Origin of the sequence: Streptomyces sp. NBC_00178 (assembly GCF_036206005.1) — a bacterium.
Classification (GTDB): Bacteria; Actinomycetota; Actinomycetes; order Streptomycetales; family Streptomycetaceae; genus Streptomyces.
Genome location: NZ_CP108143.1, coordinates 2,223,821 through 2,247,659 on the forward strand (window position 1 = coordinate 2,223,821; position 23,839 = coordinate 2,247,659).

General features: G+C 73.7%; 24 protein-coding genes. 15 read left to right on the forward strand and 9 right to left on the reverse strand.

The features are described from left to right. The first annotated feature begins 14 nt into the window (after window positions 1-14). Entirely contained in the window at window positions 15-647 is a 633-nt protein-coding gene (locus tag OHT61_RS09605) for a response regulator transcription factor (protein ID WP_329043172.1), read from the forward strand. 76 nt (window positions 648-723) lie between these two features. Here the strand turns inward: OHT61_RS09605 and OHT61_RS09610 are convergent, their stop codons facing one another. Beyond that, complete coding sequence (locus tag OHT61_RS09610; RefSeq protein ID WP_329036847.1) at window positions 724-2,226, reverse strand: MFS transporter; 1,503 nt, start codon at window positions 2,224-2,226, stop codon at window positions 724-726. Between the two features lie 276 nt (window positions 2,227-2,502). Between OHT61_RS09610 and OHT61_RS09615 the strand changes: the two genes are divergently transcribed. The 4 genes from OHT61_RS09615 (at window position 2,503) to OHT61_RS09630 (ending at window position 6,769) form a co-directional block, all read left to right on the forward strand. Then, window positions 2,503-4,041, forward strand: a complete 1,539-nt coding sequence (locus tag OHT61_RS09615) for an MFS transporter (RefSeq protein WP_329036850.1) — start codon at window positions 2,503-2,505, stop codon at window positions 4,039-4,041. Window positions 4,042-4,202: 161 nt separating this feature from the next. Then, window positions 4,203-4,859: a class I SAM-dependent methyltransferase gene (locus tag OHT61_RS09620; RefSeq protein WP_329036852.1), complete on the forward strand. Its 657-nt coding sequence runs from the start codon at window positions 4,203-4,205 to the stop codon at window positions 4,857-4,859. A gap of 21 nt (window positions 4,860-4,880) precedes the next feature. Beyond that, window positions 4,881-5,768, forward strand: coding sequence for an N-acetylmuramoyl-L-alanine amidase (locus OHT61_RS09625; protein WP_329036854.1), 888 nt, complete (start codon window positions 4,881-4,883; stop codon window positions 5,766-5,768). Window positions 5,769-5,953: 185 nt separating this feature from the next. Further along, window positions 5,954-6,769 carry a DUF5336 domain-containing protein gene (locus tag OHT61_RS09630; protein WP_329036856.1) on the forward strand — a complete coding sequence of 272 codons (816 nt, stop codon included), beginning with the start codon at window positions 5,954-5,956 and terminating at the stop codon, window positions 6,767-6,769. 82 nt (window positions 6,770-6,851) lie between these two features. Here OHT61_RS09630 and OHT61_RS09635 read toward each other — a convergent pair whose 3' ends face one another. Together OHT61_RS09635 and OHT61_RS09640 are read right to left on the reverse strand one after the other, a co-directional pair. Further along, entirely contained in the window at window positions 6,852-7,631 is a 780-nt protein-coding gene (locus tag OHT61_RS09635) for a maleylpyruvate isomerase family mycothiol-dependent enzyme (protein ID WP_329036859.1), read from the reverse strand. A gap of 55 nt (window positions 7,632-7,686) precedes the next feature. Then, a complete protein-coding gene (locus OHT61_RS09640) occupies window positions 7,687-8,256 on the reverse strand; it encodes a hypothetical protein (RefSeq protein WP_329036861.1) in 570 nt (189 codons plus the stop codon). Window positions 8,257-8,395: 139 nt separating this feature from the next. On the opposite strand from OHT61_RS09640, the gene OHT61_RS09645 reads away from it, so the two are divergent. Continuing rightward, window positions 8,396-8,686, forward strand: coding sequence for a hypothetical protein (locus OHT61_RS09645; RefSeq protein WP_329036863.1), 291 nt, complete (start codon window positions 8,396-8,398; stop codon window positions 8,684-8,686). An 82-nt stretch (window positions 8,687-8,768) separates the two neighbouring features. Here OHT61_RS09645 and OHT61_RS09650 read toward each other — a convergent pair whose 3' ends face one another. The 3 genes from OHT61_RS09650 to OHT61_RS09660 are packed head-to-tail and all read right to left on the reverse strand — an operon-like array spanning window position 8,769 to window position 11,936. Then, window positions 8,769-9,842 (reverse strand): prenyltransferase, encoded by a 1,074-nt coding sequence (locus OHT61_RS09650; protein WP_329036865.1) that lies wholly within the window; start codon window positions 9,840-9,842, stop codon window positions 8,769-8,771. After that, window positions 9,839-10,570 (reverse strand): class I SAM-dependent methyltransferase, encoded by a 732-nt coding sequence (locus OHT61_RS09655; protein ID WP_329036866.1) that lies wholly within the window; start codon window positions 10,568-10,570, stop codon window positions 9,839-9,841. The genes OHT61_RS09650 and OHT61_RS09655 overlap by 4 nt, the downstream gene beginning before the upstream one ends. Before the next feature lie 52 nt (window positions 10,571-10,622). Then, a complete protein-coding gene (locus OHT61_RS09660) occupies window positions 10,623-11,936 on the reverse strand; it encodes a glycosyltransferase family 4 protein (protein WP_329036869.1) in 1,314 nt (437 codons plus the stop codon). A gap of 230 nt (window positions 11,937-12,166) precedes the next feature. Here OHT61_RS09660 and OHT61_RS09665 point away from each other — a divergent pair, with 230 nt between their 5' ends. The 7 genes from OHT61_RS09665 to OHT61_RS09695 all read left to right on the forward strand — a co-directional run bounded on the left by OHT61_RS09665 (window position 12,167) and on the right by OHT61_RS09695 (window position 18,539). Then, entirely contained in the window at window positions 12,167-12,772 is a 606-nt protein-coding gene (locus tag OHT61_RS09665) for a TetR family transcriptional regulator (RefSeq protein WP_329036870.1), read from the forward strand. A 128-nt stretch (window positions 12,773-12,900) separates the two neighbouring features. Next, window positions 12,901-14,136 carry a substrate-binding domain-containing protein gene (locus OHT61_RS09670; protein WP_329036871.1) on the forward strand — a complete coding sequence of 412 codons (1,236 nt, stop codon included), beginning with the start codon at window positions 12,901-12,903 and terminating at the stop codon, window positions 14,134-14,136. A 3-nt stretch (window positions 14,137-14,139) separates the two neighbouring features. Then, window positions 14,140-14,931, forward strand: a complete 792-nt coding sequence (locus tag OHT61_RS09675; RefSeq protein ID WP_329036873.1) for an ABC transporter ATP-binding protein — start codon at window positions 14,140-14,142, stop codon at window positions 14,929-14,931. Continuing rightward, the gene (locus OHT61_RS09680; protein WP_329036876.1) at window positions 14,928-15,677 is read left to right on the forward strand and encodes an ABC transporter ATP-binding protein; all 750 of its coding nucleotides are present in this window, start codon (window positions 14,928-14,930) and stop codon (window positions 15,675-15,677) included. The genes OHT61_RS09675 and OHT61_RS09680 overlap by 4 nt, the downstream gene beginning before the upstream one ends. Beyond that, a complete protein-coding gene (locus tag OHT61_RS09685) occupies window positions 15,677-16,564 on the forward strand; it encodes a branched-chain amino acid ABC transporter permease (RefSeq protein ID WP_329036878.1) in 888 nt (295 codons plus the stop codon). The genes OHT61_RS09680 and OHT61_RS09685 overlap by 1 nt, the downstream gene beginning before the upstream one ends. Further along, window positions 16,561-17,655 (forward strand): branched-chain amino acid ABC transporter permease, encoded by a 1,095-nt coding sequence (locus OHT61_RS09690; RefSeq protein WP_329036880.1) that lies wholly within the window; start codon window positions 16,561-16,563, stop codon window positions 17,653-17,655. Before OHT61_RS09685 ends, OHT61_RS09690 begins: the two co-directional genes overlap by 4 nt. Next, window positions 17,652-18,539, forward strand: a complete 888-nt coding sequence (locus OHT61_RS09695; RefSeq protein WP_329036882.1) for an alpha/beta fold hydrolase — start codon at window positions 17,652-17,654, stop codon at window positions 18,537-18,539. The genes OHT61_RS09690 and OHT61_RS09695 overlap by 4 nt, the downstream gene beginning before the upstream one ends. Window positions 18,540-18,578: 39 nt before the next feature. Here OHT61_RS09695 and OHT61_RS09700 read toward each other — a convergent pair whose 3' ends face one another. Both OHT61_RS09700 and OHT61_RS09705 read right to left on the reverse strand, forming a co-directional pair. Continuing rightward, window positions 18,579-20,558 carry a helix-turn-helix domain-containing protein gene (locus tag OHT61_RS09700; protein ID WP_329036884.1) on the reverse strand — a complete coding sequence of 660 codons (1,980 nt, stop codon included), beginning with the start codon at window positions 20,556-20,558 and terminating at the stop codon, window positions 18,579-18,581. Window positions 20,559-20,599: 41 nt separating this feature from the next. Continuing rightward, a complete protein-coding gene (locus tag OHT61_RS09705; RefSeq protein ID WP_329036886.1) occupies window positions 20,600-21,385 on the reverse strand; it encodes a 3-hydroxybutyrate dehydrogenase in 786 nt (261 codons plus the stop codon). Between the two features lie 44 nt (window positions 21,386-21,429). Between OHT61_RS09705 and OHT61_RS09710 the strand changes: the two genes are divergently transcribed. Beyond that, complete coding sequence (locus tag OHT61_RS09710) at window positions 21,430-21,618, forward strand: hypothetical protein (RefSeq protein WP_329036888.1); 189 nt, start codon at window positions 21,430-21,432, stop codon at window positions 21,616-21,618. 42 nt (window positions 21,619-21,660) lie between these two features. After that, complete coding sequence (locus OHT61_RS09715) at window positions 21,661-23,148, forward strand: extracellular catalytic domain type 1 short-chain-length polyhydroxyalkanoate depolymerase (protein ID WP_329036890.1); 1,488 nt, start codon at window positions 21,661-21,663, stop codon at window positions 23,146-23,148. Between the two features lie 13 nt (window positions 23,149-23,161). Here OHT61_RS09715 and OHT61_RS09720 read toward each other — a convergent pair whose 3' ends face one another. Further along, entirely contained in the window at window positions 23,162-23,671 is a 510-nt protein-coding gene (locus OHT61_RS09720; RefSeq protein ID WP_329036892.1) for a hypothetical protein, read from the reverse strand. Between the last annotated feature and the right edge of the window lie 168 nt (window positions 23,672-23,839).

Here is a 23,839-nt window from a genome sequence, read left to right on the forward strand (position 1 = left end):
AGCCCGTGAACGAGATGCCGCGGGACCACCGCCCGGCCAGGTCCGTCCGGATCCTCCTCGCCGAGGACCAGGGCATGATGCGCAGTGCTCTCGCCCTGCTGCTGGGTATGGAGCCGGACTTCGAGGTGGTGTCCCAGGTCGCCGCCGGGGACCAGATCGTCGGATCGGCGCTCGTCTCGCGCCCCGACGTGGCGCTGCTGGACATCGAGCTTCCCGGCCGGAGCGGCCTGGACGCGGCGGCGGACCTGCACGAGGAGGTCCCGGAGTGCCGGGTGCTGATCCTGACGACGTTCGGCAGACCGGGCTATCTGCGGCGGGCGATGGAGGCGGGGGCCGCGGGGTTCCTGGTGAAGGACGGGCCGGTCGGGGATCTGGCGAAGGCGATCCGGCGGGTGCTGACCGGCGAGACGGTGATCGACCCGGCCCTGGCCGCGGCGGCGCTCGGCGCGGGACCCAGCCCGCTGACCACACGGGAGCGGGACGTGCTGAACGCGTCCGTGGACGGTGCCACCGTCGCCGACATCGCGGCGAAGCTGAGCCTGTCGGCGTCGACGGTGCGGAACTACCTGTCGTCGGCCATCGGCAAGACCGCCACCCGCAACCGCATGGAGGCGGTGCGGGCGGCCCGGCAGCAGGGCTGGCTCTGACTCCTGCGCCTCCTCCGGCCCCCGTGTCCTACGCCTTCTCCGGCACCGTGTCCTACGTCTCGTCCGGGACCGTGTCCTACGCCTTCTCCGGGCCCTTCCGGGCGGACTCGGCCCCGAGCGGCACGTCCGTGCGCTTGCGGCCGGGCGGTTGGGCCGGGCCGCTGCCCCGCCGTCCGGGGTGTCCCGGCAGCCACAGCAGCATCATCACGGCTCCGGCGACGAGCACGGTGGCGGAGGTGCGGAAGGCCAGGGCGTATCCGGCGGTGATCTCCGCGGCCCCGCCCGAGCCGGCCGTGCGGGCGGCGGCGACCGTGGAGAGCACGGCGAGGCCCAGCGCCCCGCCCATGGTTCGGGACGTGTTGATGAGCCCGGAGACGAGCCCGGCGTCGCCCGGTGCGGCGCCCGACGTGGCGAGCGAGGCAAGCGGGGTGGACGCCAGCCCGGACCCCGTCATCATCAGGACGCCGGGGAGGCAGACCGCGGTGAGGTAGGAACCGTGCACGCCCATGGTGGACTGCCAGGCGAAGCCGGCGGCGGCGATGAGGAAGCCGGCCACGGTCAGCGGCTTGGCGCCGGTCCGTGCCATGATCCCCGGCGCGGCCTTCGCGGCGACGAAGACGGCGACGGAGCTCGGGACGAGCGCGAACCCGGCTTCCAGGGGCGTGTAACCCAGCACGTTCTGGGCGTAGACGGTCATGAAGTACCACATGCCGAAGGTCGCCGAACCCAGCAGCATCATCGAGACGTTCGCCGCCGAGACCGCCCGCACACCGAGCACCCGCAGCGGCATCAGCGGGGCCTGGGCCGTCGCCTCCACCCGGACGAAGAGCCCGAGCAGTGCGAGGCCGGCGGACAGCGGCACCAGGGTGCCGGCGGCGGCCCAGCCCGCGGCCTCGGTCTGCACGATGCCGTACGCCGTCGTGGCCAGCCCGGCCGTGACGAGCACCGCGCCCGGCAGGTCGACCCTGCGCCGGGTGCCCGCGCGGCCCTCGGCGAGCCACAGCGCGGCCCCGGTCAGGACGAGGGCGCCGACCGGCACGTTGATGAGGAGGACCCAGCGCCAGGAGAGGGCGTCCGTCAGCACTCCTCCGACCAGCCCGCCGGCCGCCCCGCCGCCCGCGCCGACCGCCATCCAGGTGCCGATCGCCCGGGTCCGCGCGGGGCCTTCGGGGACCGCCGCGGTGAGCAGGGTGAGCGTGGCCGGGGAGAGCACCGCCGCGCCGAGACCCTGTGCGGCGCGGGCGGCGAGCAGGTGCCAGCCCTCCTGGGCGAATCCGCCCGCGAGTGAGGCCGCGGTGAAGAGACCGAGGCCGGTCATGAATATCCGTTTGCGGCCGTACAGGTCCGCGGCCCGCCCGCCCAGGAGCATGAAACCGGCGAAGGCGATCGCGTAGGCGTTGACGACCCACTGCAGCCCGGAGGCGCTCAGACCGAGGTCGGCCCGCATCGACGGCAGCGCCACATTGACCACGGAAACGTCGAGGACGACCAGGAACTGGCCGGTGCAGGCGGCCGCGACCACGGCCCAGGTACGGGTACGCGGCCGGGCGGGTGGGGAGTCGTCAGCCATGGGTGTCATACTCGCAGGCTGCACGTGCCCCGTACATCGGTTTCGGGTCCCACCCGCTCCGGCCGCAGGACGTAGGACCCCGTCCCCGTCGGCCGGACCGCGGCACGGGACCGAGGACCGAGGACCGCCGGCACGTCCCGTTCCGTTACCTCGTGTTCACCGGAATACGGCGCGCGCACGGAATGGTTCACTATGCACACACTTGGCGGTGGGTGCTGCCCTCGGCGCACTCCCGCACGCTCCACCCCGTCTTTTTCCGCATTTCCCTGCCCGGAGGCCACACGCATGCAACGGACGACGAACGAACAGCCGGCCGGGGAGCACCTCCCCGATCCGCGCCGGGGGCGGGGCGGCGTCGTTCCCGTACTCGCGTTCGCAGGCATCACCGTCGCGGTGATGCAGACCCTGCTCGTCCCCGTCATCAAGGACCTGCCGGTCCTCCTGCACACCGACCCGGCCAACGCGACCTGGGTGCTGACGGCGACTCTGCTCGCCGGCGCGGTCGCGACCCCGATCATGGGGCGGCTCGGTGACCTGTACGGCAAGCGCGGCATGCTGCTCGCCAGCCTCGCCGTCATGGTGGTCGGCTCGCTGATCTGCGCCGCCACCGACGACCTCGTGATCATGATCGTCGGCCGGGCGCTGCAGGGATTCGCCATGGGCGCCATCCCGCTCGGGATCGGCATCATGCGCGACGTGCTGCCGCGCGAGAAGCTCGGCTCGGCGATGGCGCTCATGAGCTCCTCCATAGGCGTCGGCGGCGGACTCGCCCTGCCCGGCGCCGCGCTCGTGGCGCAGCACGCCGACTGGCACACCCTCTTCCTCGGTTCGGCCGCGCTGGGGGTGCTGGCCATGGTCATGACCGTCGTCGTCGTGCCCGAGCCGCCGCTGCGCGCCCCCGGCCGCTTCGACCTCGTCGGGGCGCTGGGACTCTCCCTCGGCCTGGTCTGCCTGCTCGTGCCGGTGACCAAGGGGGCGGCCTGGGGCTGGACCTCGCCCCTGACCCTGGTGCTGATCGCGGCGGCTGTGGTGATCCTGCTGCTGTGGGGGCTCTTCGAACTGCGCAGCAAGGCTCCGCTCGTCGACCTGCGCACGAGCGCGCGCCGCGAGGTGCTGCTCACCAACCTCGTCTCCGTCATGGTCGGGGTGGCGTTCTACGCCGTCTCGCTGGTCCTGCCCCAGCTGCTCCAGCTGCCCGCGTCGACCGGCTACGGTCTGGGGCGGTCGATGGTCGTCGCCGGACTCTGCGTGGCGCCGCTGGGGCTCACGATGATGCTCGTGGCTCCGCTGTACGCGAGGATCTCGGCCCGCCGGGGCCCCAAGGTCTCCCTGATCCTCGGCATGGTGATCATCGCGATCGGCTACGGCGCGGGGCTCGGCCTGATGAGCGCCGCCTGGCAGACCGTGGTGATCGCCGTGGTGCTGGGTGCCGGGATCGGGCTCGCCTACTCCTCACTGCCCGCCCTGATCATCGGGGCCGTCGACGCGTCGGAGACGGGCGCCGCGAACGGCCTGAACACCCTGATGCGGTCGATCGGCACGTCGCTGTCCAGCGCGGTGATCGGGATGGTGCTGGCGAACACCTCGGCGCGGTTCGGGCCGGTGAACGTCCCCACCATGGAGGGCTTCCGGATCTCGTTCATGATCGCCACGGGTGCGGTGCTGGTCGGTCTGGTGCTGGCCGTGTTCCTGCCGGCCCAACGGCCGGGGCGCCCGGTGCTGCTGGCCGCCGGTGCGAGTGACGCGGCGGCCCCGGAGCCCGCACCGGCCGCCGGGGCGACGGCCCCGGTCGCTGCCGTGGGACGGCGCGCCTCGGCCACGTAACGGGCGGCGGTCCGGGCGGGCGGCCCGGGGAGCGCCGCGCCGGGCGCCGGCGGTGCCGGGTCCGGTCCGTGGCGGCCCGGGCGCCCCCGCCGGTCCCGACGCGGGCGGCGTACGGCACGATGGGACGCCGTCCGATCCACCGCCCCATCAGGAGGAACCCCGTGGCCGCCGAGTCGCCCGTCCGACCCGAGCCGGATGTCCTCGCCGCCTTCGAGGCCGCCAAGGGCTTCATGCCGGTCCACGAGGGTCTCGCCCTGTACTCCGCCGCCGTGGAGGCCGCGTCCCTCGGACTGCCTCTCCTGGAAGTCGGCACGTACTGCGGGCGCTCCACGATCCTGCTCGCCGCCGTGGCCCGCGCCTCCGGCGTCACCGCGCTCACCGTCGACCACCACCGGGGCAGCGAGGAGCAGCAGCCGGGCTGGGAGTACCACGACCCGTCCGTGGTGGATCCCGCGCTCGGGCTGATGGACACGCTGCCGTCCTTCCGCCGGACACTGCACGCCGCGGATCTGGAGGAGCACGTGGTGGCGCTCGTCGGCCGTTCCCCCCAGGTGGCGGCCGTGTGGGGCGGCCCGCTCGGCCTCGTCTTCATCGACGGCGGGCACACCGACGAGCACGCGAACGGCGACTACGAGGGCTGGGCCCCGAAGGTCGCCGACGGCGGTCTGCTCGTCGTCCACGACGTGTTCCCCGACCCGGCCGACGGCGGCCAGGCACCGTACCGGGTCCATCAACGCGCCCTGGCCTCGGGGGCGTTCACCGAGATATCGGTGACGGACTCGCTGCGGGTGCTGCGGCGCACGGGACCGGGGATCTGAGGGCACGGATAGCATCTCGACGTGCTCCACGACGACTTCACCGCCTCCCTCCCGCGTCCGCGTGCGCGCCGCAGGACCGTGTTCGCCGCCGCGGGCCTCTTCTGCGCGTGCCTGGCCGTCTCGGGATGCGGGGGTGACGGCGGGCCGGCGCCCGGCGCGGACCCCTCGGCGGCGCGCTCCTCCGTCCCGGTCGCCCCGGAGCCGTCGCCGGCCTCCGGCAAGCCCCTTCCCCGCGGGCCGCTCACCGGCCGCACCGTGGTGATCGACCCGGGCCACAACCCCGGGAACCGCGACCACACGCGGGAGATCAACAGCAGGGTGGCCATCGGCACGGGGCGCAAGGAGTGCGACACCACGGGCACGGCCACCGACGCGGGGTACGCCGAGGCGCGGTTCACCCTGGACGTCTCGCGCCGCCTGCGCACGCTGCTGGAGAAGCGGGGCGCGAAGGTGGTGCTCACCCAGGACGGCGACCGCCCCTACGGACCGTGCATCGACGAGCGGGCCCGGATCGGCAACGGGGCCGGGGCCGACGCGGTCGTGTCGGTGCACGCGGACGGTTCGGCGCACGGCAACCGCGGCTTCCACGTCATCCTGCCCGCCGCCGTGCGCGGAGGGGGCGCGGACACCTCGGGGATCGTCGTCCCGTCCCGTGAACTGGGCGAGCGGATCGCCGGGAATTTCGCACGCGTTACCGGAAGTGCCCCCTCCAATTACATCGGCGGGGATACCGGACTGGACACCCGCAAGGATCTCGGCGGCCTGAATCTGTCGACCGTGCCCAAAGTGTTCATCGAATGCGGCAATATGCGTGACCCTGAGGACGCCGCTCTGCTCACCAGCGCGGACTGGCGCCAGAAAGCGGCTCTCGGCATTGCCGAGGGCATCGGCGGCTTTCTGAAGAGGTAGTTCTGCGGTGATGGTGACGACATTGGGGGGATAGCCGGTCCGAGGTCCGGGCAGCCTCACCACGCACCCGGGCAGACGATAGATTCATCCATACGATGGGGGCCGCGCCCGAGCTTCGCGCCGTACCCGCCGTTCCGGCGGCATCGACGACCGCCCCGACGAGACGACCGACTAAGGACCTTCACGTGAATATCCGCTCCCTCTCCCGAGGCGACGGCGTGGTGATCGGAGCAGCGGTCGTGCTGTTCATCGCCTCTTTCCTCGACCTCTCCGGCTTCGACTGCCCCTCGGGCGTGGACTGTTCCGGCTACAGCGCGAACGCCTGGGACTCGCTCTCCCTCCTGATGGGCATCTTCCTGGCCGGCATCATCGGCGCCGCGCTGCTGATCGTCAGCCGCGCGATGCCGGGCCGCAAGATCGCCGGTTTCGAACTGGGCCAGTTCGGCGCGGCGTTCACCGTGTACGCGCTGTGGACCATGTTCTGGACGATCATCGACGCCGGTGACGCCGGTGCCGGTCTGATCCTCGGGCTGCTCGCCACCCTCGTGCTGGCGGGCGCCGCGGTCGCCACCCCGCTGGTCCCCGCGCTGAAGGCGCCGCTCATGGGCGCTCCCCGTCCGGCGCAGGGCGTCCAGCCGGCCTACGGCCAGCAGCCCGGCCAGGGGTACGGCTACCCGGGCCAGCAGCAGTTCGGCGGACAGCAGGGCCAGCCGCAGCCGTACGGCGCGCAGCAGGCGCAGCCCGGCCAGCAGGAGCAGCACGCGGCTCCGCAGACCTCCCAGGGCGGTGGCGCACCGGCCGCCGACTTCACGCCGTTCTGGTTCGCGGTGCCGGTCGCGCGTCCGCTGTACGGCGAGGACGGCTCCCCCAACCCGATCGCGGAGCTCGCCCCCGGCACGTGGTACCTCGCGGTCGAGCAGCGCGGCCCCGGGCTCATCGCCCAGACGCAGGACGGCCGTCGCGGCCTGCTGCAGGACACCACGGGCATCCAGCGAGGCTGATCCGTCGCAGGCAGAGTGGCCCCCGCCGGACGGCGGGGGCCACTGCCGTCGCCGGACCGGTGCGCCGGCCCGGGCGGGCCGCTCAGCCGAACGACGACCTCTCCAGCCAGAAGTCCAGCAGGCTCCGGTCGCCCAGCACCTCCAGTCCGCCCTCGTCCGGCTTCCGCCTGCGGTTGAACGCGAGCATGAGCCCGGTCAGCGGGCCCCGGAGGGCCACCGTCGCCTTCGCGTGGGCGTGCCGCCAGGTGAACCCGTCCTCGCCGAACTCGATCAGCCACTCCGCGTCGGCCGCGTCGGTCGCGTGCAGGTGCAAGGACCGCCCGCCGCCCCGGAGTTCGGCTGCTTCGGGGTCTCCCCCGGCCTGGGCGAACGCGACGATCTCCAGCCATTCGGTGATCGTGTCGGCGGCCAGGTCCGGCGCCACCTCGAAGTCCCGGCCCACGGCCGCCGCGGCGTCCGCCCGGTGGACGGCGGTCTCGTGGGCCATGCGACGGGCCCAGAACGCGGTGCGGCGTTCCCACGCCCACGTCCACACCTCCGTGTCCGGGCCTGCCTCCCGCAGGGCGGCGACGGTCGCGGCGGCGCCCTCGGCGAGCCAGGCGTCCAGTGCGGCGGCGTCACCGGAGGCCGGACCCCCGCTGCCGGGCACCGCGTCGTCCGGGATCTCCGCGGCCGCCCGGGTGCGCACGATCTCACCGGCCCAGCGGTGCGCCCCGCCGACGTGGACGACCAGCTCGCGCAGGTTCCAGTCGGGGCAGGTGGGAACCCGCGCGGCCAGGTCCGCGTCCCTGACGAGATCCCTCAACAGGTCGGTCTGGGCCAGGATCTCGTCGCAGTAGCGCGCGTGCGCAAGAGGCGTCATCCCCGCACCCTATGGGGCTGCCCCGGGCCGCTTCAGCCGGATTTCCGGCCCGCCGTCATCCGGTCAGCTGGGAGGTGGACGGCACCTTGTCCGTCACCTCGGCGCCCGCACTCCTCCCGGCGTCCTTGACACCGTTGATGACGTCCTCGACGGCGCCGACGTCACCGGCCCCCGCCTCGCCCTTGCCGAACTTCGCGGCCAGGCCCTCCAGGGACGCGATGCCCGCGGTGAGGGGAGCGACGGCCCTGGACAGCAGGGGGTCGCCCTTGGCGTTGCCCGCGGCCGCCTTGAGCCGGTTGAACGCGAAGGCGCTGGCGAGGCCCGCCTTGACCATCGCGAACTTCCGCCCGTCCGCGCCCTTCTTGAACTTGCCGGCCCGGTAGGGCTTCACGATCCACTGGTACGCGGCTCCGGCCGCGAGGCCGGCGTTGGCGACGAACTTCGTCTTCGCGTACTTCTGGGCCTGCGCCGACGTCGTGGGGCTCGCGCCCGTGGAGCTGCCGGCGCTCGCGCTGCTGCTGCCGCCGCCGGAGTCGTCCCCGCCGCAGGCCGTGCCCGCCACGAGCACGGCGCAGCAGAGCAGTACCGGCAGGAGAAGGCGGCGGAGCGGGGCGGTACGGGGCACGGCGAGCCTCCTTGGCCGGCGCTTCACGGTGAGTGACGCGACTCGGCACTCACGGCCAGGCTCACCCCTGCCGCGGCGGTCCGCCACCCGGTGCCCGCCGTACGGGTTTCACCCACGGCGAAGCGGCAATCAGGAGTCCATGTCAACTAGACGAAGCTCAGGAAGCAGCACCGCCGCGCGGGTCATAGCCATCATCGCGGACATCATGGCGTTCATCCTCATCCTGTGGATCCTGATGTACCTGCTCGACGCCAACCGGGGCAACGAGCTGGTCCAGTTCGTCCACGACTCGGCCAACTGGCTGGCCGGCTGGTCGTACGACCTGTTCACCTTCGACAAGGCCTGGGCGCGTGTCGTCGCCGGTTACGGTCTGGCCGCCGTCGTCTACCTCTTCATCGGGCACGCCGTGGCGGGCCGGGTCCGCCGCTGACCCGCCGCCGGCGGCCCTGGCTTCGGGTCCGCACCGAGCCCCGCTCGGTGCGGACCCGAAGCCAGGGGTTACGGGACAGCCCTCAGCGGCAGCAGTCCGGTTCGAGTCCCGACGGCAGGCGCTCGCCGCCGAAGACGGCGGTGGTCGCCTCGTCGCCACCGAGGGCGGCGACCGCGAGGAGCAGCGAGCCGGCCGTCCAGGTGGTGAGCTCCTCCGGCCAGACGGCCTTCTCGCCCTCGAAGACGTAACCCGTCCAGTACAGCCCGCCCTCGGCGCGCAGGTGCTGGACGGACTGCAGGATCTCCAGCGCCCGGTCGGACTCCCCCGTCGCCCAGAGGGCCAGGGCCAGTTCGCAGCTCTCCCCGCCGGTCACCCAGGGGTTGGGCACCACACAGCGCACTCCGAGCCCGGGGACGACGAAGCGGTCCCAGCCCTCCTGGATCCTCCGCGTCGCCTCGGCCCCGGTGACCGCGCCGCCGAGGACCGGGTAGTACCAGTCCATCGAGTAGCGGCTCTTGTCCAGGAAACGCTCAGGGTGCTCGCGGATCGCGTGACCGAGCGCCCCGGCCGCCAGCTCCCAGTCGGGCTGCGGCTCCTCGCGCTGTTCGGCCAGGGCCAGCGCACAGCGCAGCGCCTGGTGGACCGAGGAGGAACCGGTCAGCAGGGCGTCCGTGACGGGGGTGCCGTCCGCCTCGCGTTTCCAGCCGATCTGCCCGCCGGGCTGCTGGAGTCCCAGCACGAACTCCGTCGCCGCGTAGACCGTCGGCCACATCCGGTCGGCGAAGGCGTCGTCGCCGGTGGCCAGGTAGTGGTGCCAGACGCCGACGGCGACGTACGCGCAGAAGTTGCTCTCGCGGCAGTGGTCGGTGGGACGGTCCGGGTCGCCGTCCTGGTACGCGGCGTACCAGGAGCCGTCCTCGTTCTGGTTGCGGGCCAGCCACGCGTAGGCCCGTGCGGCGGCCTCGTGCTCGCCCGCCGCGTCGAGCGCCATGGCGGCCTCGGTGTGGTCCCAGGGGTCGAGGTGGTGGCCGCGGAACCAGGGCAGCGCCCCGTCCTCCCGCTGCACGGCGAGCAGCGCGCCCACCGTCTCGGCGGCCTGCGCGGCGGTGAGGACGCCCGGCAGGACCAGGTGTTCGGTCTGCTCGGGTGTGCTCACGCCTCGGCCCTGGGAAGGTGCGGCTTGGTCGCGTACGCCACGAAGCTCTTCCCGACGACCGGGTTGAGCAGCTGCTCGGCGACCCGGGTGGCCAGGGGCTTCTTCATGATGTCCCAGACCAGGAGCTTGTGATAGGCGCGCACCGGCAGCGCCTTCTCGTTGTCCACGCCGAACGCGCACTTCAGCCACCAGTAGGGGCTGTGCAGGGCGTGCGCGTGGTGGGTGCCGTAGGGCTTGAGACCGGCCTCGCGGATGCGGCCGAGCAGTTCGTCGGCCTTGTAGATCCGGATGTGGCCGCCCTCGACCTCGTGGTAGGCGTCGGAGAGCGCCCAGCAGACCTTCTCGGGGCCGTAGCGGGGCACGGTGACCGCGATCCTGCCGCCCGGCCTCAGCACGCGGACCATCTCGGCGAGTACGCCCTTGTCGTCGGGGATGTGCTCCATGACCTCGGAGATGATCACCACGTCGAAGGACTCGTCGGGGAAGGGCAGGTTGAGCGCGTCGCCCTCCATCGCGGTCGCGGTCGCGCCCTCGGGGGCCTCCCCGGCCTCCTTCATCGCGGCGAACCACTTCGCTACCTCGCGGATCTCCTCGGCGTTCCGGTCGAGGGCCACCACCTGGGCGCCGCGCCGGTAGCACTCGAAGGCGTGCCGGCCGGCGCCGCAGCCCAGATCGAGCACCCGGTCGCCGGCGGCGAGCGGGAAGCGGGTGAAGTCGACGGTCAGCACGGGGGCCTGCCTTCGAGGTCGGAGGTACGGGTTCCGGGGGCGGCGGGGGCGGTCACCTGCGGGCTCCCCGGGCGGCGATCGACCGGCGGTACAGGTCGACGGTGCCGAGGGCGGCGCGGGCCCAGGTGAAGCGGGCCAGCACCCGGGCGCGGCCCGCCCGGCCGAGGCGGGCGCGGAGTCCGGGGTCGCCGAGGAGCCGGCCGAGCGCCGCGGCGAGGGCGTCGGCGTCGCCGGGCGGCACGGCGAGGCAGGTCTCCCCGTCGGGCCCCGTGACCTCGGGGATCGCACCGCCGGTGGTGGCGACCAGCGGGGTGCCGGTGGCCATGGCCTCGGCGGCCGGGAGGGAGAAGCCCTCGTACAGCGAGGGGACGCAGGCGACCTCGGCACCGCGGACCAGGTCGACGAGTTCGGCGTCGCTGATGCCCTTGACGAACTCCACGGCTTCCTGGAGTCCGTAGCGTTCGATGGCCTGGGCGACGGGCCCGTCCTCGGCCCGCTTGCCGACGACCACGAGGTGCGCCGCGGGGTTCTCGGTGCGGAGCTTGGCGAGTGCCTCGACGAGGTGCACGAGGCCCTTGAGGGGGACGTCGGCGCTGGAGGTGGTGACGATCCGTCCGGGGATCTCGGCGACCGACGGGTCGGGCGACCAGAGGTCGGTGTCGGCCCCGATGTGCACGACGTGGACGCGGTCCCGGCGCACTCCGAGGTGCTCGACGATCTCCTGCTGGGAGGAGCCGGAGACGGTGAGGACGGAGGGCAGACGGCGGGCGACCCGCTTCTGCATGCGCGTGAAGGCGTACCAGCGGCGGACGGAGAGGCGCCGCCGCCTGGAGTCGGCGGCGTCCAGGTCGAGTTGCCGGTCCACGGTGATGGGGTGGTGGATCGTGGTGACGAGGGGTGCGCCGAGGTCCCCCAGCAGGCCGTAACCGAGCGTCTGGTTGTCGTGCACGACGTCGAAGTCGCCCCGTCTGGCCAGGAGATGGCGTCGCGCCCGCAGACTGAAGGTCAGCGGCTCCGGGAAACCGCCGGTCCACATGGTGGCGACCTCCGCGGCGTCGATCCAGTCCCGGTACTCGCCGCGTCCGGGGGTGCGGAACGGGTCGGGCTGGCGGTAGAGGTCGAGGCTCGGCAGCTCGGTGAGCGGCACGCCCTCGTCGAGCACGGGGTAGGGCTGGGCGCCGATCACCTCGACGCTGTGGCCGAGCCGGGCGAGTTCGCGGCCGAGGTGGCGGACGTAGACGCCCTGGCCGCCGCAGAAGGGGTTGCCCTTGTAGGTCAGGAGTGCGATGCGCAACGGCCGGTCACCGTCGGTGTCCGACACGCCGCCGCCCGCGAAGGGGCCTGTCTCTATGGCCTCAGCGGTCACACTCGGCCCCCTTCTCACTGCGTTTTCGCCGGAGCGTAACCGGTCGCGCTAATCTAGAACAAGTTACAGACTTGTTCGTTCAACACGCATCGAATCTACCGGCAGGTAGCGTCTGCGCGACGGCCGGATCAGGTGATTCACGCCACGACGGACGCCCTGGCCGGCCGTGCGCGCCCCGAGACCGTGGCCGGCCGGACAGGTAACCGGTTCTCCCTTCTTGGACGGGGCAGATGACAGCGGAAGCCAGGCCTGCGGCAGGCGCCCTGACGGAACGGCAGGAGGCCCGCCGCCGCCGCATCCTCCAGGCCGGCGCCCAGCTGGCCGGGCGGGGCGGCTTCGAAGCGGTGCAGATGCGCGAGGTCGCCGACGCCGCCGGGGTCGCCCTCGGCACGCTGTACCGCTATTTCCCGTCCAAGGTCCATCTCCTGGTCGCGGTGATGCACGACCAGCTCCAGCAGCTTCAGGTCACCCTGCGTCGTCGCCCGCCGGCGGGCGACGACGCGGGCCGACGGGTCTCCGAGACCCTGATGCGCGCCTTCCGCGCCCTCCAGCGCGATCCGCACCTGGCCGACGCGATGGTGCGGGCGCTCACCTTCGCCGACCGCGGGGTCAGCGCCGAGGTGGACGCGGTGTCCCGGCTGACCACGGCGATCGTGCTCGACGCCATGGGGCTGGAGGAGCCGACGCAGGAGCAGCTGTCCGTGGTCCGCGTCATCGGGCACACGTGGCATTCGGCGCTGATCACCTGGCTCTCGGGGCGTGAGTCGATCGCCCAGGTGGGGCGGGACATCGAGACGGTGTGCGGGCTGATCGGCCGGACGGCCGGCGCCCGCTGAGGCGTGCCCATGTGCGGCACGCACACCGGCACCCGCCGAGGTGAGGTGGTCTGCACCATGTCGACGGCGCCCCGGTGTTCGTACGGTTCGGCCGACATCACCCGAACCACGCCGAGGAGCCGGTCACCATGCGTCGCAGAGCCGTAGGCACCGTCCAGAGAAGAACCCTGACCGCGGTCGCGCTCTGCGCCGCGGGTCTGCTCGTGGCGGGCTGCACCGCCGCCGGACAGGCGGGCAGCGAGACCGGGTCCGCCAAGGACGGCGACGGCAGCGTGAAGGTCGGCCTCGTCTACTCCCGCACGGGCCTGCTCGCCGCGTACGGGAAGCAGTACCGCGACGGGTTCATGGCGGGCCTCGACTACGCCACGAAGGGCACCGGCAAGGCGGGCGGCCACACGATCGAGGTCACCGAGCAGGACGACGCGGGCGACCCCGGCAAGGCGGTGTCCGCGGCGAAGAACCTGATCGGCAAGGGCTACAAGGTGCTGGCGGGCACCACCGACTCCGGCGTGGCCCTGCAGATGGCCCCGCTCGCCGCCCAGAACGAGGTGCTCTACGTCAACGGCCCCGCCGCCACGGACGCCCTGACCGGGGTCAACGACTACACCTTCCGCTCGGGCCGGCAGTCCTACCAGGACATCCTCACCGCGGGCACCATGCTCGGGGACCCCAAGGGCAAGAAGGTCACCGTCCTCGCCCAGGACTCCACCTTCGGACAGGCCAACGTCGCGGCCGTCAAGGCGGTCCTCGGCGCCCGGGGCGCGACGGTCGGATCGGTCCTCGCGCCGCCCAGCGCCACCGACCTGACGCCCTTCGCCCGGCAGGTCAAGGCCGGCGGGCCCGACCTGGTCTTCGTCGCCTGGGCCGGTGCCACCGCGCCCGCCCTGTGGACCGCGCTCGACCAGCAGGGCGTCCTGACGGCCGGCAAGGTCGTCACGGGCCTGGCGGGCACCGCCTCGTACCCCGTGTTCGGGAAGGCGGGCGCGAAGGTCTCCTTCCTCGCGCACTACTTCCCGGGCGCGGGCGGCGGCAACGCCGTGGAGAAGGCGATGCTGGAGCGCGTCGGGAAGGCGGGCGGCACCCCCGACCTGTTCACCCCCGACGGTTTCACCGCGGCGCAGATGGTGGTGCGCGCGGTCGAGGAGGGCGGCGCCACCGACACCGCCGCGATGGTGAAGGCCCTGGAGGGCTGGAGCTTCGACGGGGTGAAGGGCAGGGAGCAGATCCGGGCCGAGGACCACGCGCTGGTCCAGCCGATGTTCGTGGCCAGGCTGAAGGGCGCGGGAGCCGCCGCGCTGCCCGAGCTGGTCAGCACGCAGCCGGCCGACGCCGTGGCGCCGCCCGCGAAGCCCTCGGCGGGCTGACCCGTGACCGCGACCGGCTCCGCCACCGAGCGGGACGAGGGGACGCGCACGGGCGCCCCGGTGCTTCGACTGGACGGCCTGGGCTGGCGCGTCGGCGGGGCGACCATCGTCGAGGACGTCACCCTCGACGTCCGGGAGGGCGAGTTCCTCGCCTTCATCGGTCCCAACGGGGCAGGCAAGACCTCCCTGTTCAACCTGATCAGCGGGATCGTGCGGCCCACCGCGGGCACCCTCGCTCTGGACGGCGAGGACCTCACCCACGCGCCCGTCCACACCCGGGCCCGGCGCGGGATCGGCCGGACCTTCCAGACGTCCAGCCTCTGGCCCGCGATGACGGTGGCCGAGCACGTGCGGCTGGCCGCGCAGGCCGCGCACGGGGGATCGCACCGGCTGTGGCGGCGGGCCTCGGCGTACCCGGCCGAGGTGGCCGGCGTCCTGGAGCGCACCGGGCTCGGCCACCGGGCCGGGGCCACGGCGGCCGAGCTGTCGCACGGCGAGAAGCGGAAGCTGGAGCTCGCGGTGCTGCTGGTCGGCGAGCCCCGGCTGATGCTGCTCGACGAGCCGATGGCCGGGGTGAGCGCCGAGGAGGTGCCGGCCCTCACCGAGCTCATCCGCACCCTGCACCGCGAGGAGGGCCGCACCGTGCTCATGGTCGAGCACCACATGGACGTCCTGCTGGGCCTCGCGGACCGGCTCGCCGTGATGCACCACGGCAGCCTGCTGGCCCTGGACACCCCGGCGGCGGTGACGGCCGACCCGGTCGTCCAGCAGGCCTACCTCGGGGAGGGGCTGTGACGACGCCCGAGACGCCCCTGCTGGCGGTACGGGACCTGCGGGTCCTCATCGGCGGCCGGCACATCCTGCACGGCGTGGACCTGGAGGTCGCCCGCCACGGCGTGACCGCTCTGCTCGGCCGCAACGGCGCGGGCAAGACCACGACCGTGCGCGGCATCCTCGGACTCGTGCCCCGCGCCGGGAGCGTGCGCCTCGACGGCGAGGAGACCGTGGGGATGGCCACCCACACCCTGGTCCGCCGGGGTATCGGTTACGCCCCCGAGGACCGTGGGATCTTCGCCGGCCTCACCGTCGCCGAGAACCTGCGCCTGGCGGAACGCCGCGGCGCGGACGGGCCGGCGTACGGCCTGGTCCATGAGCTCTTCCCCGAACTGAAGCGCCGAGCGGCCCAGTCGGCCGGGACCCTGTCCGGCGGCCAGCAGCAGATGGTGGCGATCGGGCGGACCCTGCTGAACGGCAACCGGCTGATCATCGCCGACGAGCCCACCAAGGGCCTGGCGCCCAAGGTGGTCACCGAGGTGACCCAGGTCCTGGAGCGCGCCGCCGAGGCCGTCCCCGTGCTCCTGGTCGAGCAGAACCTCGCCGTCGTACGCCGGCTCGCCCTGCGGTGCGTGGTGCTCGCCGACGGCCGGACGGCCCACCGGGGCGACGCGGCCGCGCTGCTGGGCGACGCGCGCGCCACGCGCGACCTGCTCGGCGTGGGCCGCGGCCCGCTCGCCACACACACCGCGGAGGCGGATTCCTGATGTCCACCATCGTGCTGCTCACCATGACCGGACTCGGCCTGGGTGCGCTCTACTTCCTCATCGCGTCGGGCCTCTCCCTGATCTTCGGCCTGATGGACGTGCTCAACTTCGCCCACGGCGCGCTGCTGTCGATCGGCGCGTACGGCACCTGGTGGGCCGCGTCCGGCCATCTGCCCGGCGCGGGTCCCGGCGGGTGGGGCTTCGCCCTGGCCGTGCTGTTCGGGACAGCGGTGGGCACGCTGGCCGCCGTGGTCCTGGAACTCGCCGTCGTGCGCCCGCTCTACACCAGGCCGCGCGAGCAGGTGCTCGCGACGGTCGGCGTGGGGCTCGCCGTGCCCGCCCTGCTGTCCGGCATCTGGGGTTCGGACGCCCGGACCTTCCCCGGGCCCGAGGCCCTGTCCGGCACCTTCGGACTGCTGGGGGCCGAAGTGCCCGTCAACCGGCTGGTGCTGATCGCGGCCGCGGTCCTGGTGCTGCTCGCGCTGCGGGTGTTCCTCGGCCGGACGCGGCACGGCCTCGTCGTACGCGCCGGTGTCGAGGACCGTGCCATGGTCACGGCGCTGGGCATCGACGTCCGCACAGCGTTCACCCTGGTCTTCGCGATCGGCGGCTGCGTCGCCGCGCTCGGCGGGGCGCTCGGCGGGCTGTACTTCGGCTCGGTCGACCCCCGTCAGGGCACCTCGCTGCTGATCTTCGCGTTCGTCGTCGTGGTCACCGGAGGCATGGGGTCGGTGACCGGCGCCGCCGCGGCGGCCGTCGTCATCGGCCTGGTCCAGCAGTTCGCCAACTACTACACCGCAGCGGGCCTCGGCGACCTGGCGGTCGTCGTCCTGCTCGCCGCGCTGCTGCTGTTCCGGCCGCGCGGACTGACCGGGAGGCTCGCGTGAGCACCGCCACCACACCCGCACCCGCGCCCGCCGCGGTCACCACCGCACCGGAGCCGCGCGGGGCCCGGCTGCTGCGCTGGTGGCCGGCCGGGGTCCTCGTGCTGCTGGCCGTCGCGCCCTACAGCGCGCTCCCCGCGCCCGGCCTGCTCGACGGCCCGGTCGGAAGCCCGGGGTCCCTGCAACTCCTGGCGACCTGCCTGCTGTTCGGCGCACTCGCCACCGGGTACGACCTGTTGCTCGGCCGGACCGGTCTGCTCTCCTTCGGGCACGCCCTGTACTTCGCGGCGGGCAGCTACGCCACGAACATGTTCCTGCTGGAGGCCGGGCTGCCGTTCGCGCTCGCGGCCGTGCTGGGGCTGTGCTCCGGCATCGTGCTCGCCGTGGTCCTGGGGTCGGTGAGCCTGCGGGTCACCGGCATCGGCTTCTCGATGGTGACGCTCGCCTTCGCCCAGGCCGGCTCGATCCTCGTCTCCCGCAACCCGGGCGGTCTCACCGGCGGCGAGGAGGGCCGGGCGGCCCCGGCGGAGCTCCTGCCGTCCTGGCTGGTCGGCATCGGCAACACCGCGAACCTGTACTGGATCGCCCTCGCCTACCTCGTCCTCACCCTGGCCGTGGTCCGGTGGGCGGTGCGCTCCCCCACCGGCCGGGTCTGGGAGGGCATCAAGGAGAACGAACGCAGGGTCGAGGTGCTGGGCCTGAAACCGTACGGCTTCAAGCTGACGGCCTTCGTGCTGGCCGGGGCGCTGGCGGCGGTCGGCGGGCTCGTCCACCTGCTGCTCACCGGTGGCTCCACCCCCCAGACCACGACCTCGGACTTCACCCTGTCGCTGCTCGTGATGGTGGTGCTCGGCGGATCGGGCACCCGCTGGGGTCCGATGGTCGGCGGCATCCTCTACACCTGGGCCGACCACAGGCTCGGCGACCTGGCGGGGTCGGGCGCCGTCGCCGACCTGCCGGCGGTCCTGCGCGTGCCGCTCTCGCAGCCGCTGTTCCTGCTCGGGGTGCTGTTCGTGGCCGTGGTACACCTGCTGCCGGGCGGCCTGGCCCGCCTGCCGTCCCGTCTGAGCCGGTCCCGTGAGGAGAAACGATGATCCCGTACGAGGAGATACGCGTCCCCGTGGCAGGGGGCGAGACGGCCGCGCTGCGCTGGCCCGCCCGCGACCCGGGAGCCGCCCCCGTGATCGTGGCCCTGCACGGCATCACGGCCAACGCCCTCTCGTGGGCCGCGGTCGCCCGCCACCTGGACGGCCGGGCCACGCTGATCGCGCCGGACCTGCGGGGCCGGGCCGCCAGTGCGGGGCTGCCCGGTCCGTACGGCATCGCCGCGCACGCGGACGACACCGCCGCCCTCGCCGCCTGGCTGGGGCTCGACGGGGTGGTGCTGGCCGGCCACTCGATGGGCGCCTTCGTGGCGGCGCTCGCGGCCGTGCGCCACCCGGAACGCTTCGGTGAACTGGTCCTCGTCGACGGCGGGTTCGGCTTCCCGGCGCCGACGCACCTGTCGGCGGACGAGCTGATGACGGCGGTGATCGGCCCGGCCATGGACCGGCTGTCGATGACGTTCACCGACCGGGAGGCCTACCGGTCGTTCTGGCGGGCCCACCCCGCGTTCGGCGCCGACGCCTGGTCGCCGGAGGTGGACGCCTACATCCAGCGGGACCTGACGGGCGAGGAGCCCGCCATGCGCTCCAGCTGCCTCCTGGAGGCCGTGCGCACGGACGGCGTGGGGCTGTTCCAGGACGAGGTGCTCAAAGCCGTACACGAACTCCCGCACCCGGCCGTGCTGTTGTGGGCGGAGCGCGGCCTGATGAACGAGGAGCAGGGGCTGTACGACGAGTCCCGGCTCGCGACGGCGGGGCAGCCCGGGACGGGCGTCCGGGCGGTACGCGTCGACGGGGTCAACCACTACACCGTACTGACCGGCGACAAGGGGGCCGGGGAGGTCGCCCGGTCGCTGCTGGAGGCGGCGCGCTGAGCCCGCCGGGGCCGTACGCCCGACGGGGCGTGCGGCCCCTCAGCCGTCCCGGCCGCCGGACAGCAGGTGCAGTCTCAGGGCGAGTTGCAGCTCCAGGGCCCGGTCGGGCTCGTTCCAGTCGCGGCCGAGCAGCACCTGGATGCGGTCGAGGCGCTGCACCACCGTGTTGACGTGCACGTGCAGTTCGTCCTTGGCCCGGATGAGGCTGCCGCCGGCCCCGAAGTACGCGCGGAGCGTCCGCACGAGGTGGGTGCCGCGCCGCTCGTCGTAGCGGAGCAGCGGGCCCAGCACGGCGCTCACGAAGCCGTCCACGTCCTTGGCGTTGCCCAGCACGACGCCCAGGAAGCCGAGTTCGTCGACGCAGGCGCCCTCGCCCCCGCGCCCGAGCACGCGCATGGCGCGCAGGCAGCGGGCCGCCTCCGCGTAGGCGGCGGCGAGTGCGCGGGCACCCTGGGCGGGGCCCGTCGCGGCGACGGTCACGGGGGCCTGGACGAGGTGGCCGAGCTGCGCCGCCGCCGCGCGCGCGGCGTCCCCGGCGTCGGCGGCGGAGCGGCCTTCGCCGTCGATCAGCAGGACGACGGTGCCCGCGTGTTCGGCGCTCACCCCGTGGATGTCGCCGCCGAAGAGGTAGCGCATGGCCGCGCCGCCGAGCTTCTCGCGTGCGGCGGCCTCGGCCACCAGCAGCAGGTGCGGCCGGTCGAGGTCGATGCCCAGGCGCCGGCCGCGTTCCGCCAGGCCGGCGGGGTCGCGTTCCGGGTCCCCGAGCAGGTCGCTGATCAGCTCGCCGCGTATCCGGTTCTCGGTCTCGGCGACGGTGCGGCGCAGCAGCAGGAGGAGGCCGGTGACGACGGCGGCGCGTTCGAAGAGCCGCCGGTCGGAGTCGTCGAGCCGGTCGGGCCGGTGCAGGACGAGGCTGGCGAGCAGTTCCTGGCCCGCCAGCACGGCGCAGACCCACCGGCCGTCGCGGTGCACCGCCCTCGCCCCGTGGCGGGACTCCTCGGCGGCGGCGTCGAGCCAGCCCGCGTCCATGCTGTCGGCGGCGAACGCGGAGCCGTCGGGCCGCACGGCGGCCAGCGGGCGCCCGCCGGGGTCGTGGATGGTCAGGGGCCACTCCAGCAGGCCGGCCACGGACACGGCGACGTCCGTCACGTCACCGCCGCGCAGCACGAGGTCGGTGAGCCGGTCGTGGGCCTCCTCGGCCCGCTGCATGGCCGCCGAGTGCGCGCGCACGGCGGCGTTGGCCCCGGCCAGTTCGGCGTTCGCGCCGGCGAGTTCGGCCAGAGCGGTCCTGGTGTCGTCGAGGGCCCGGGCGGTGTCGATGGCGATCGCGGCATGCGCGGCGAGCGAGCAGAGCAGGGCCACCTCGTCGGGGCTGAACACCCGCGCCGCGCGGTCGGCGGCGAAGAGCACGCCGATGACCTTGCCCGTACCGCCCCGGCTGGAGCCGAGCAGCAGGGGAACACCGAGGATCGCGACGAGCCCCTCGTCGAGCACACCGGCGTTGATGTTGCGGGTGTGGCGGAAGCGTTCGTCGGTGCGGTAGTCGGGGGTCGCGTACGGGCTGGCGGTCTGGGCCACGAGCCCGCCGAGTCCCTCGCCCAGTTCGAGCCGGAGCCGCTGGAACAGCACGGAGACCGAACCGTCGGTCACCCGCATGTAGGTGTCCCCGGCCTCCTCGTCGGGGAGCGTGAGGTAGGCGGTGTCGGTGCCTAGCAGCATCCTGGCCCGCCGCACGATCGCCTTGAGGACGTCGTCCAGGTCCCTGGAGGCGGCCAGGTCGCCCGCCGTGTCGAACAGCGCGGTGAGCTGGAGTTCCCTGCGCCGGTGCTGGCGCAGGGCGCTCCTGATCCGCAGCGCGGTGGCGGCCGCCCGCTCCACCTCGGCCAGTTCGGCGGCGGGCACGCCGGCGGCCCGCGCCCGGGAGGTGACGGCGCCCAGTTCCTCGGCCGGGGCGTCGTCGGCCAGCAGGTCGAAAAGGCGGGCCGTCAGGTGCGCGGCGGAGGGGGAGGGTTCAGACATGGGCGGCCATCGTTCTTCCGGCTTGCGGGGGCGGTCGGGTGTCAGTTGGCGGTCCAGCCGCCGTCCATGGCCAGCGAGCTCCCGGTGACGTGGGCCGTCCCCGGGCCGCACAGCCACAGGACCGCACCGGCCACGTCGTCCGGCTCGATCAGGGACTTGAGGGCGCTGCGCTCCAGGAGCACCTTGCCGACGACCTCCTGCTCGGAGATGCCGTGGCTGCGGGCCTGGTCGGCGATCTGGTTCTCGACCAGCGGCGTGCGGACGTAGCCCGGGTTGACGCAGTTGCTCGTCACGCCGTGCGGCGCCGCTTCGAGTGCGACCACTTTGCTGAGCCCCTCCAGTGCGTGCTTGGCCGAGACGTACGCCGACTTGTAGGGGCTGGCGCGCAGCCCGTGTACGGACGAGATGTTGACGACGCGGCCCCAGCCGCGTTCGTACATCCCCGGGAGCGTACGGCGCAAGATGCGGAACGGTGCTTCCACCATGACGCGGTGGATCAGCGCGAAGCGGTCCGGCGGGAACTCGTGCACGGGGGCCACGTGCTGGAGCCCGGCGTTGTTGACGACGATGTCGGCGTCGGCGGGCAGCGCGTCCACCGCCTCGGGCACCGAGAGGTCGGCCACCCAGGCCGTCCCCCCGATCCGTTCGGCCAGGCTCCTGGCGGCCTCCCCCTGCTTGTCCACCACGTGCACGTGCGCGCCGGCGGCGGCGAGCGCCTGTGCGCAGGCCAGTCCGATGCCGCTCGCGGCCCCGGTGACCAGGGCGGTGCGCCCGGCGAGGGAGGCGGGGGCGGGAGGTTCGTGCTGCGGGGTCCGGGAAGTCTGCATGGGCGTCACCGTAAGGACGTCGCCGCCGCCATCACACGGGGTCGGTGCACACACCCCCGGGCGGCGGCATGGTGGCGGCGTACATGGTGCGGGTGGCGGCCCCGGAGCGGGCGGCCCGCCCCTGGTCCGGGGCGTGGCGGAGGTGCGGGGGCCCGCGCAAGGGGAGCGCCGCACACAGCGGTGCGCGGCGCGTGGCCGCCTGCCACATGGGCGGCGCCGCCCCCGGCTCGTAGGTTCCGGCAGCATCCCGCACGTCCGACCAGGGAGGCCCCACCGTGCGTCCACCGAACCCCCGCCCGCCGATCCTGCGCCGCCTGCTCCGCCGCGTCGCCCCCCTCGCCGTCCTGGCGCTGCTCGCCGTGAACCCGGCGCCTGCGTCGGCCGCTCCGGCGGCCACCGCCGCCGCGGGCCTCCAGCAGGTCACCGGCTTCGGCTCGAACCCCGGCAACCTGCAGATGTTCGCGTACACGCCCGACGACGTGCCCGCCGGGCGGCCGCTGGTCGTGGCCCTGCACGGCTGCACCCAGACGGCGAACGCCTACTACACCAACTCGGGCTGGCCGAAGTACGCCGACCTGTGGGGCTTCGACGTGGTCTTCCCGCAGACCACCTCGGCGAACAACTCGCTGTCGTGCTTCGGCTGGTTCGACCCCGCCGACAGCACCCGGGGCAGGGGCGAGGCGGCGTCCGTCGTGCAGATGGTCGAGTACGCGAAGCAGACGTACGGCTCGGACGGCCGCCGCGTGTACGTCACGGGGCTCTCGGCGGGCGGCGGGATGACCGCCGACCTGCTGGCCGCCTACCCGGACGTGTTCGCGGGCGGGTCCGTGGCCTCCGGGCTGCCGGCGCAGTGCGCCACCAGTCAGGCCGCCGCCTCCGGCTGCCAGACCGGACCGCAGAAGCTGACGCCCGCGCAGTGGGGCGACAAGGTCCGCGGCTCCTACCCGGGCTGGACCGGTCCGTGGCCCAGGGTCGCGATCTGGCAGGGCACGTCCGACTACACGGTCTATCCCGCCAACGCCACGGCGCTGCGCGACCAGTGGACGAACGTGTGGGGGCTCGGCCAGACCCCGTCCCGCACCGAGACCCTGCCGGGGAACACCACCCGGAGCGTCTACGACGACGCGTCCGGGCGGCCCGCGGTGGAGACCTTCTCGGTGTCCGGCATGGGGCACGGCCTGCCGGTCGGCCCGGGGTCGGGCACCGAGCAGTGCGGGTCGACGGCCGCGTACTTCCTGAACACCATCTGCTCGACGTACCACACCGGCGTGTTCTGGGGGCTGGACGAGGACGCCCCGGGCGGTGGGACCGGGCTGCCCGCCCCCACCGGACTGAAGGTCGCCGGGGTCACCGACAGCACCGCGTCGCTGGCGTGGAACACGGTCGGTTCGGCGGCCTCGTACCTCGTGTACCGGGACGGCGCGAAGGTCGCCACGACCACCGCGGCGTCGTACACGGACACCGGGCTGAAGGCCGGCACCTCCTACCGCTACACCGTGGCCGCGGCCGACTCCGGAGGCACGGCGGGGGCCGCGTCCGCCGCGGTCACCGCGACGACGTCGGGCGGCACGGCGCCCGCCCGGTGCTTCACGGCCACGAACTACGCCCACGTCACGGCGGGCCGGGCGCGCACCTCCGGCGGGCACGCCTACGCGAACGGTTCCGGGCAGGACATGGGCCTCTACAACGTGTTCGTGACCCACACGCTCCGGGAGTCGCCCACCGGGTACTTCGTGATCGCGGACTCGGGCTGCCAGGCCTGACCGGTCCTGTCTCTCAGGCCGGGTCCTCGTAGTCGCCCCTGATCTGCCGGGGCAGCTCGCAGCCGTCCTCCACGGCGGTGAGGGACACGATCTGGTCGGGGCCGAAGCCCTTCATCGTGTAATGCCTGGCGAAGAGCTTCCAGCCCCGCTTGGCGAGGGTGCGGTAGGTGACGTCCTTCTCCGCGTGACTGGAGACGATCTCCCAGTCGTGCTGCCGCAACCGCGTCACCGTCGCGTCGAACGCGCCGGCGGCCCCGGCCGCCGGCGCTTCGCCCAGCCAGGGCGCCACGCACGACCGGTAGTCGCCCGTCGGCAGCCCGGCCGTGGAGGTGTCCCCGTCCGGCAGCCCCCCGGCCCGGGCGAGCGACGCTATCTCCGTCGCCGCCGACTCCCTGGTGTACGGGACGAGCGGCACCGGGGAGGCCGCCGGCGCGGCCTCGTCGTGCCCGACGAGTCCGCAGCCCGTCATCGTCATGAATCCGGCCACCGCCGCGGCCGCGGCCGCCGTACCTCTTGTGCGCACTGGTGCTTCCCACCCGGTCGTGTCCGGCCACGGGCGGGCGCCCAGGTGACCCCGCCGGAGTCTGGCACGGGCTCTGACCTGCTGGGAAGCCCTCGTGACCGGGGGATGCGGGCGTCCGCCCGGAGGGGGCGCGGACCGCCCCGGTAGAGTGAGTGACTCGTCATCCTG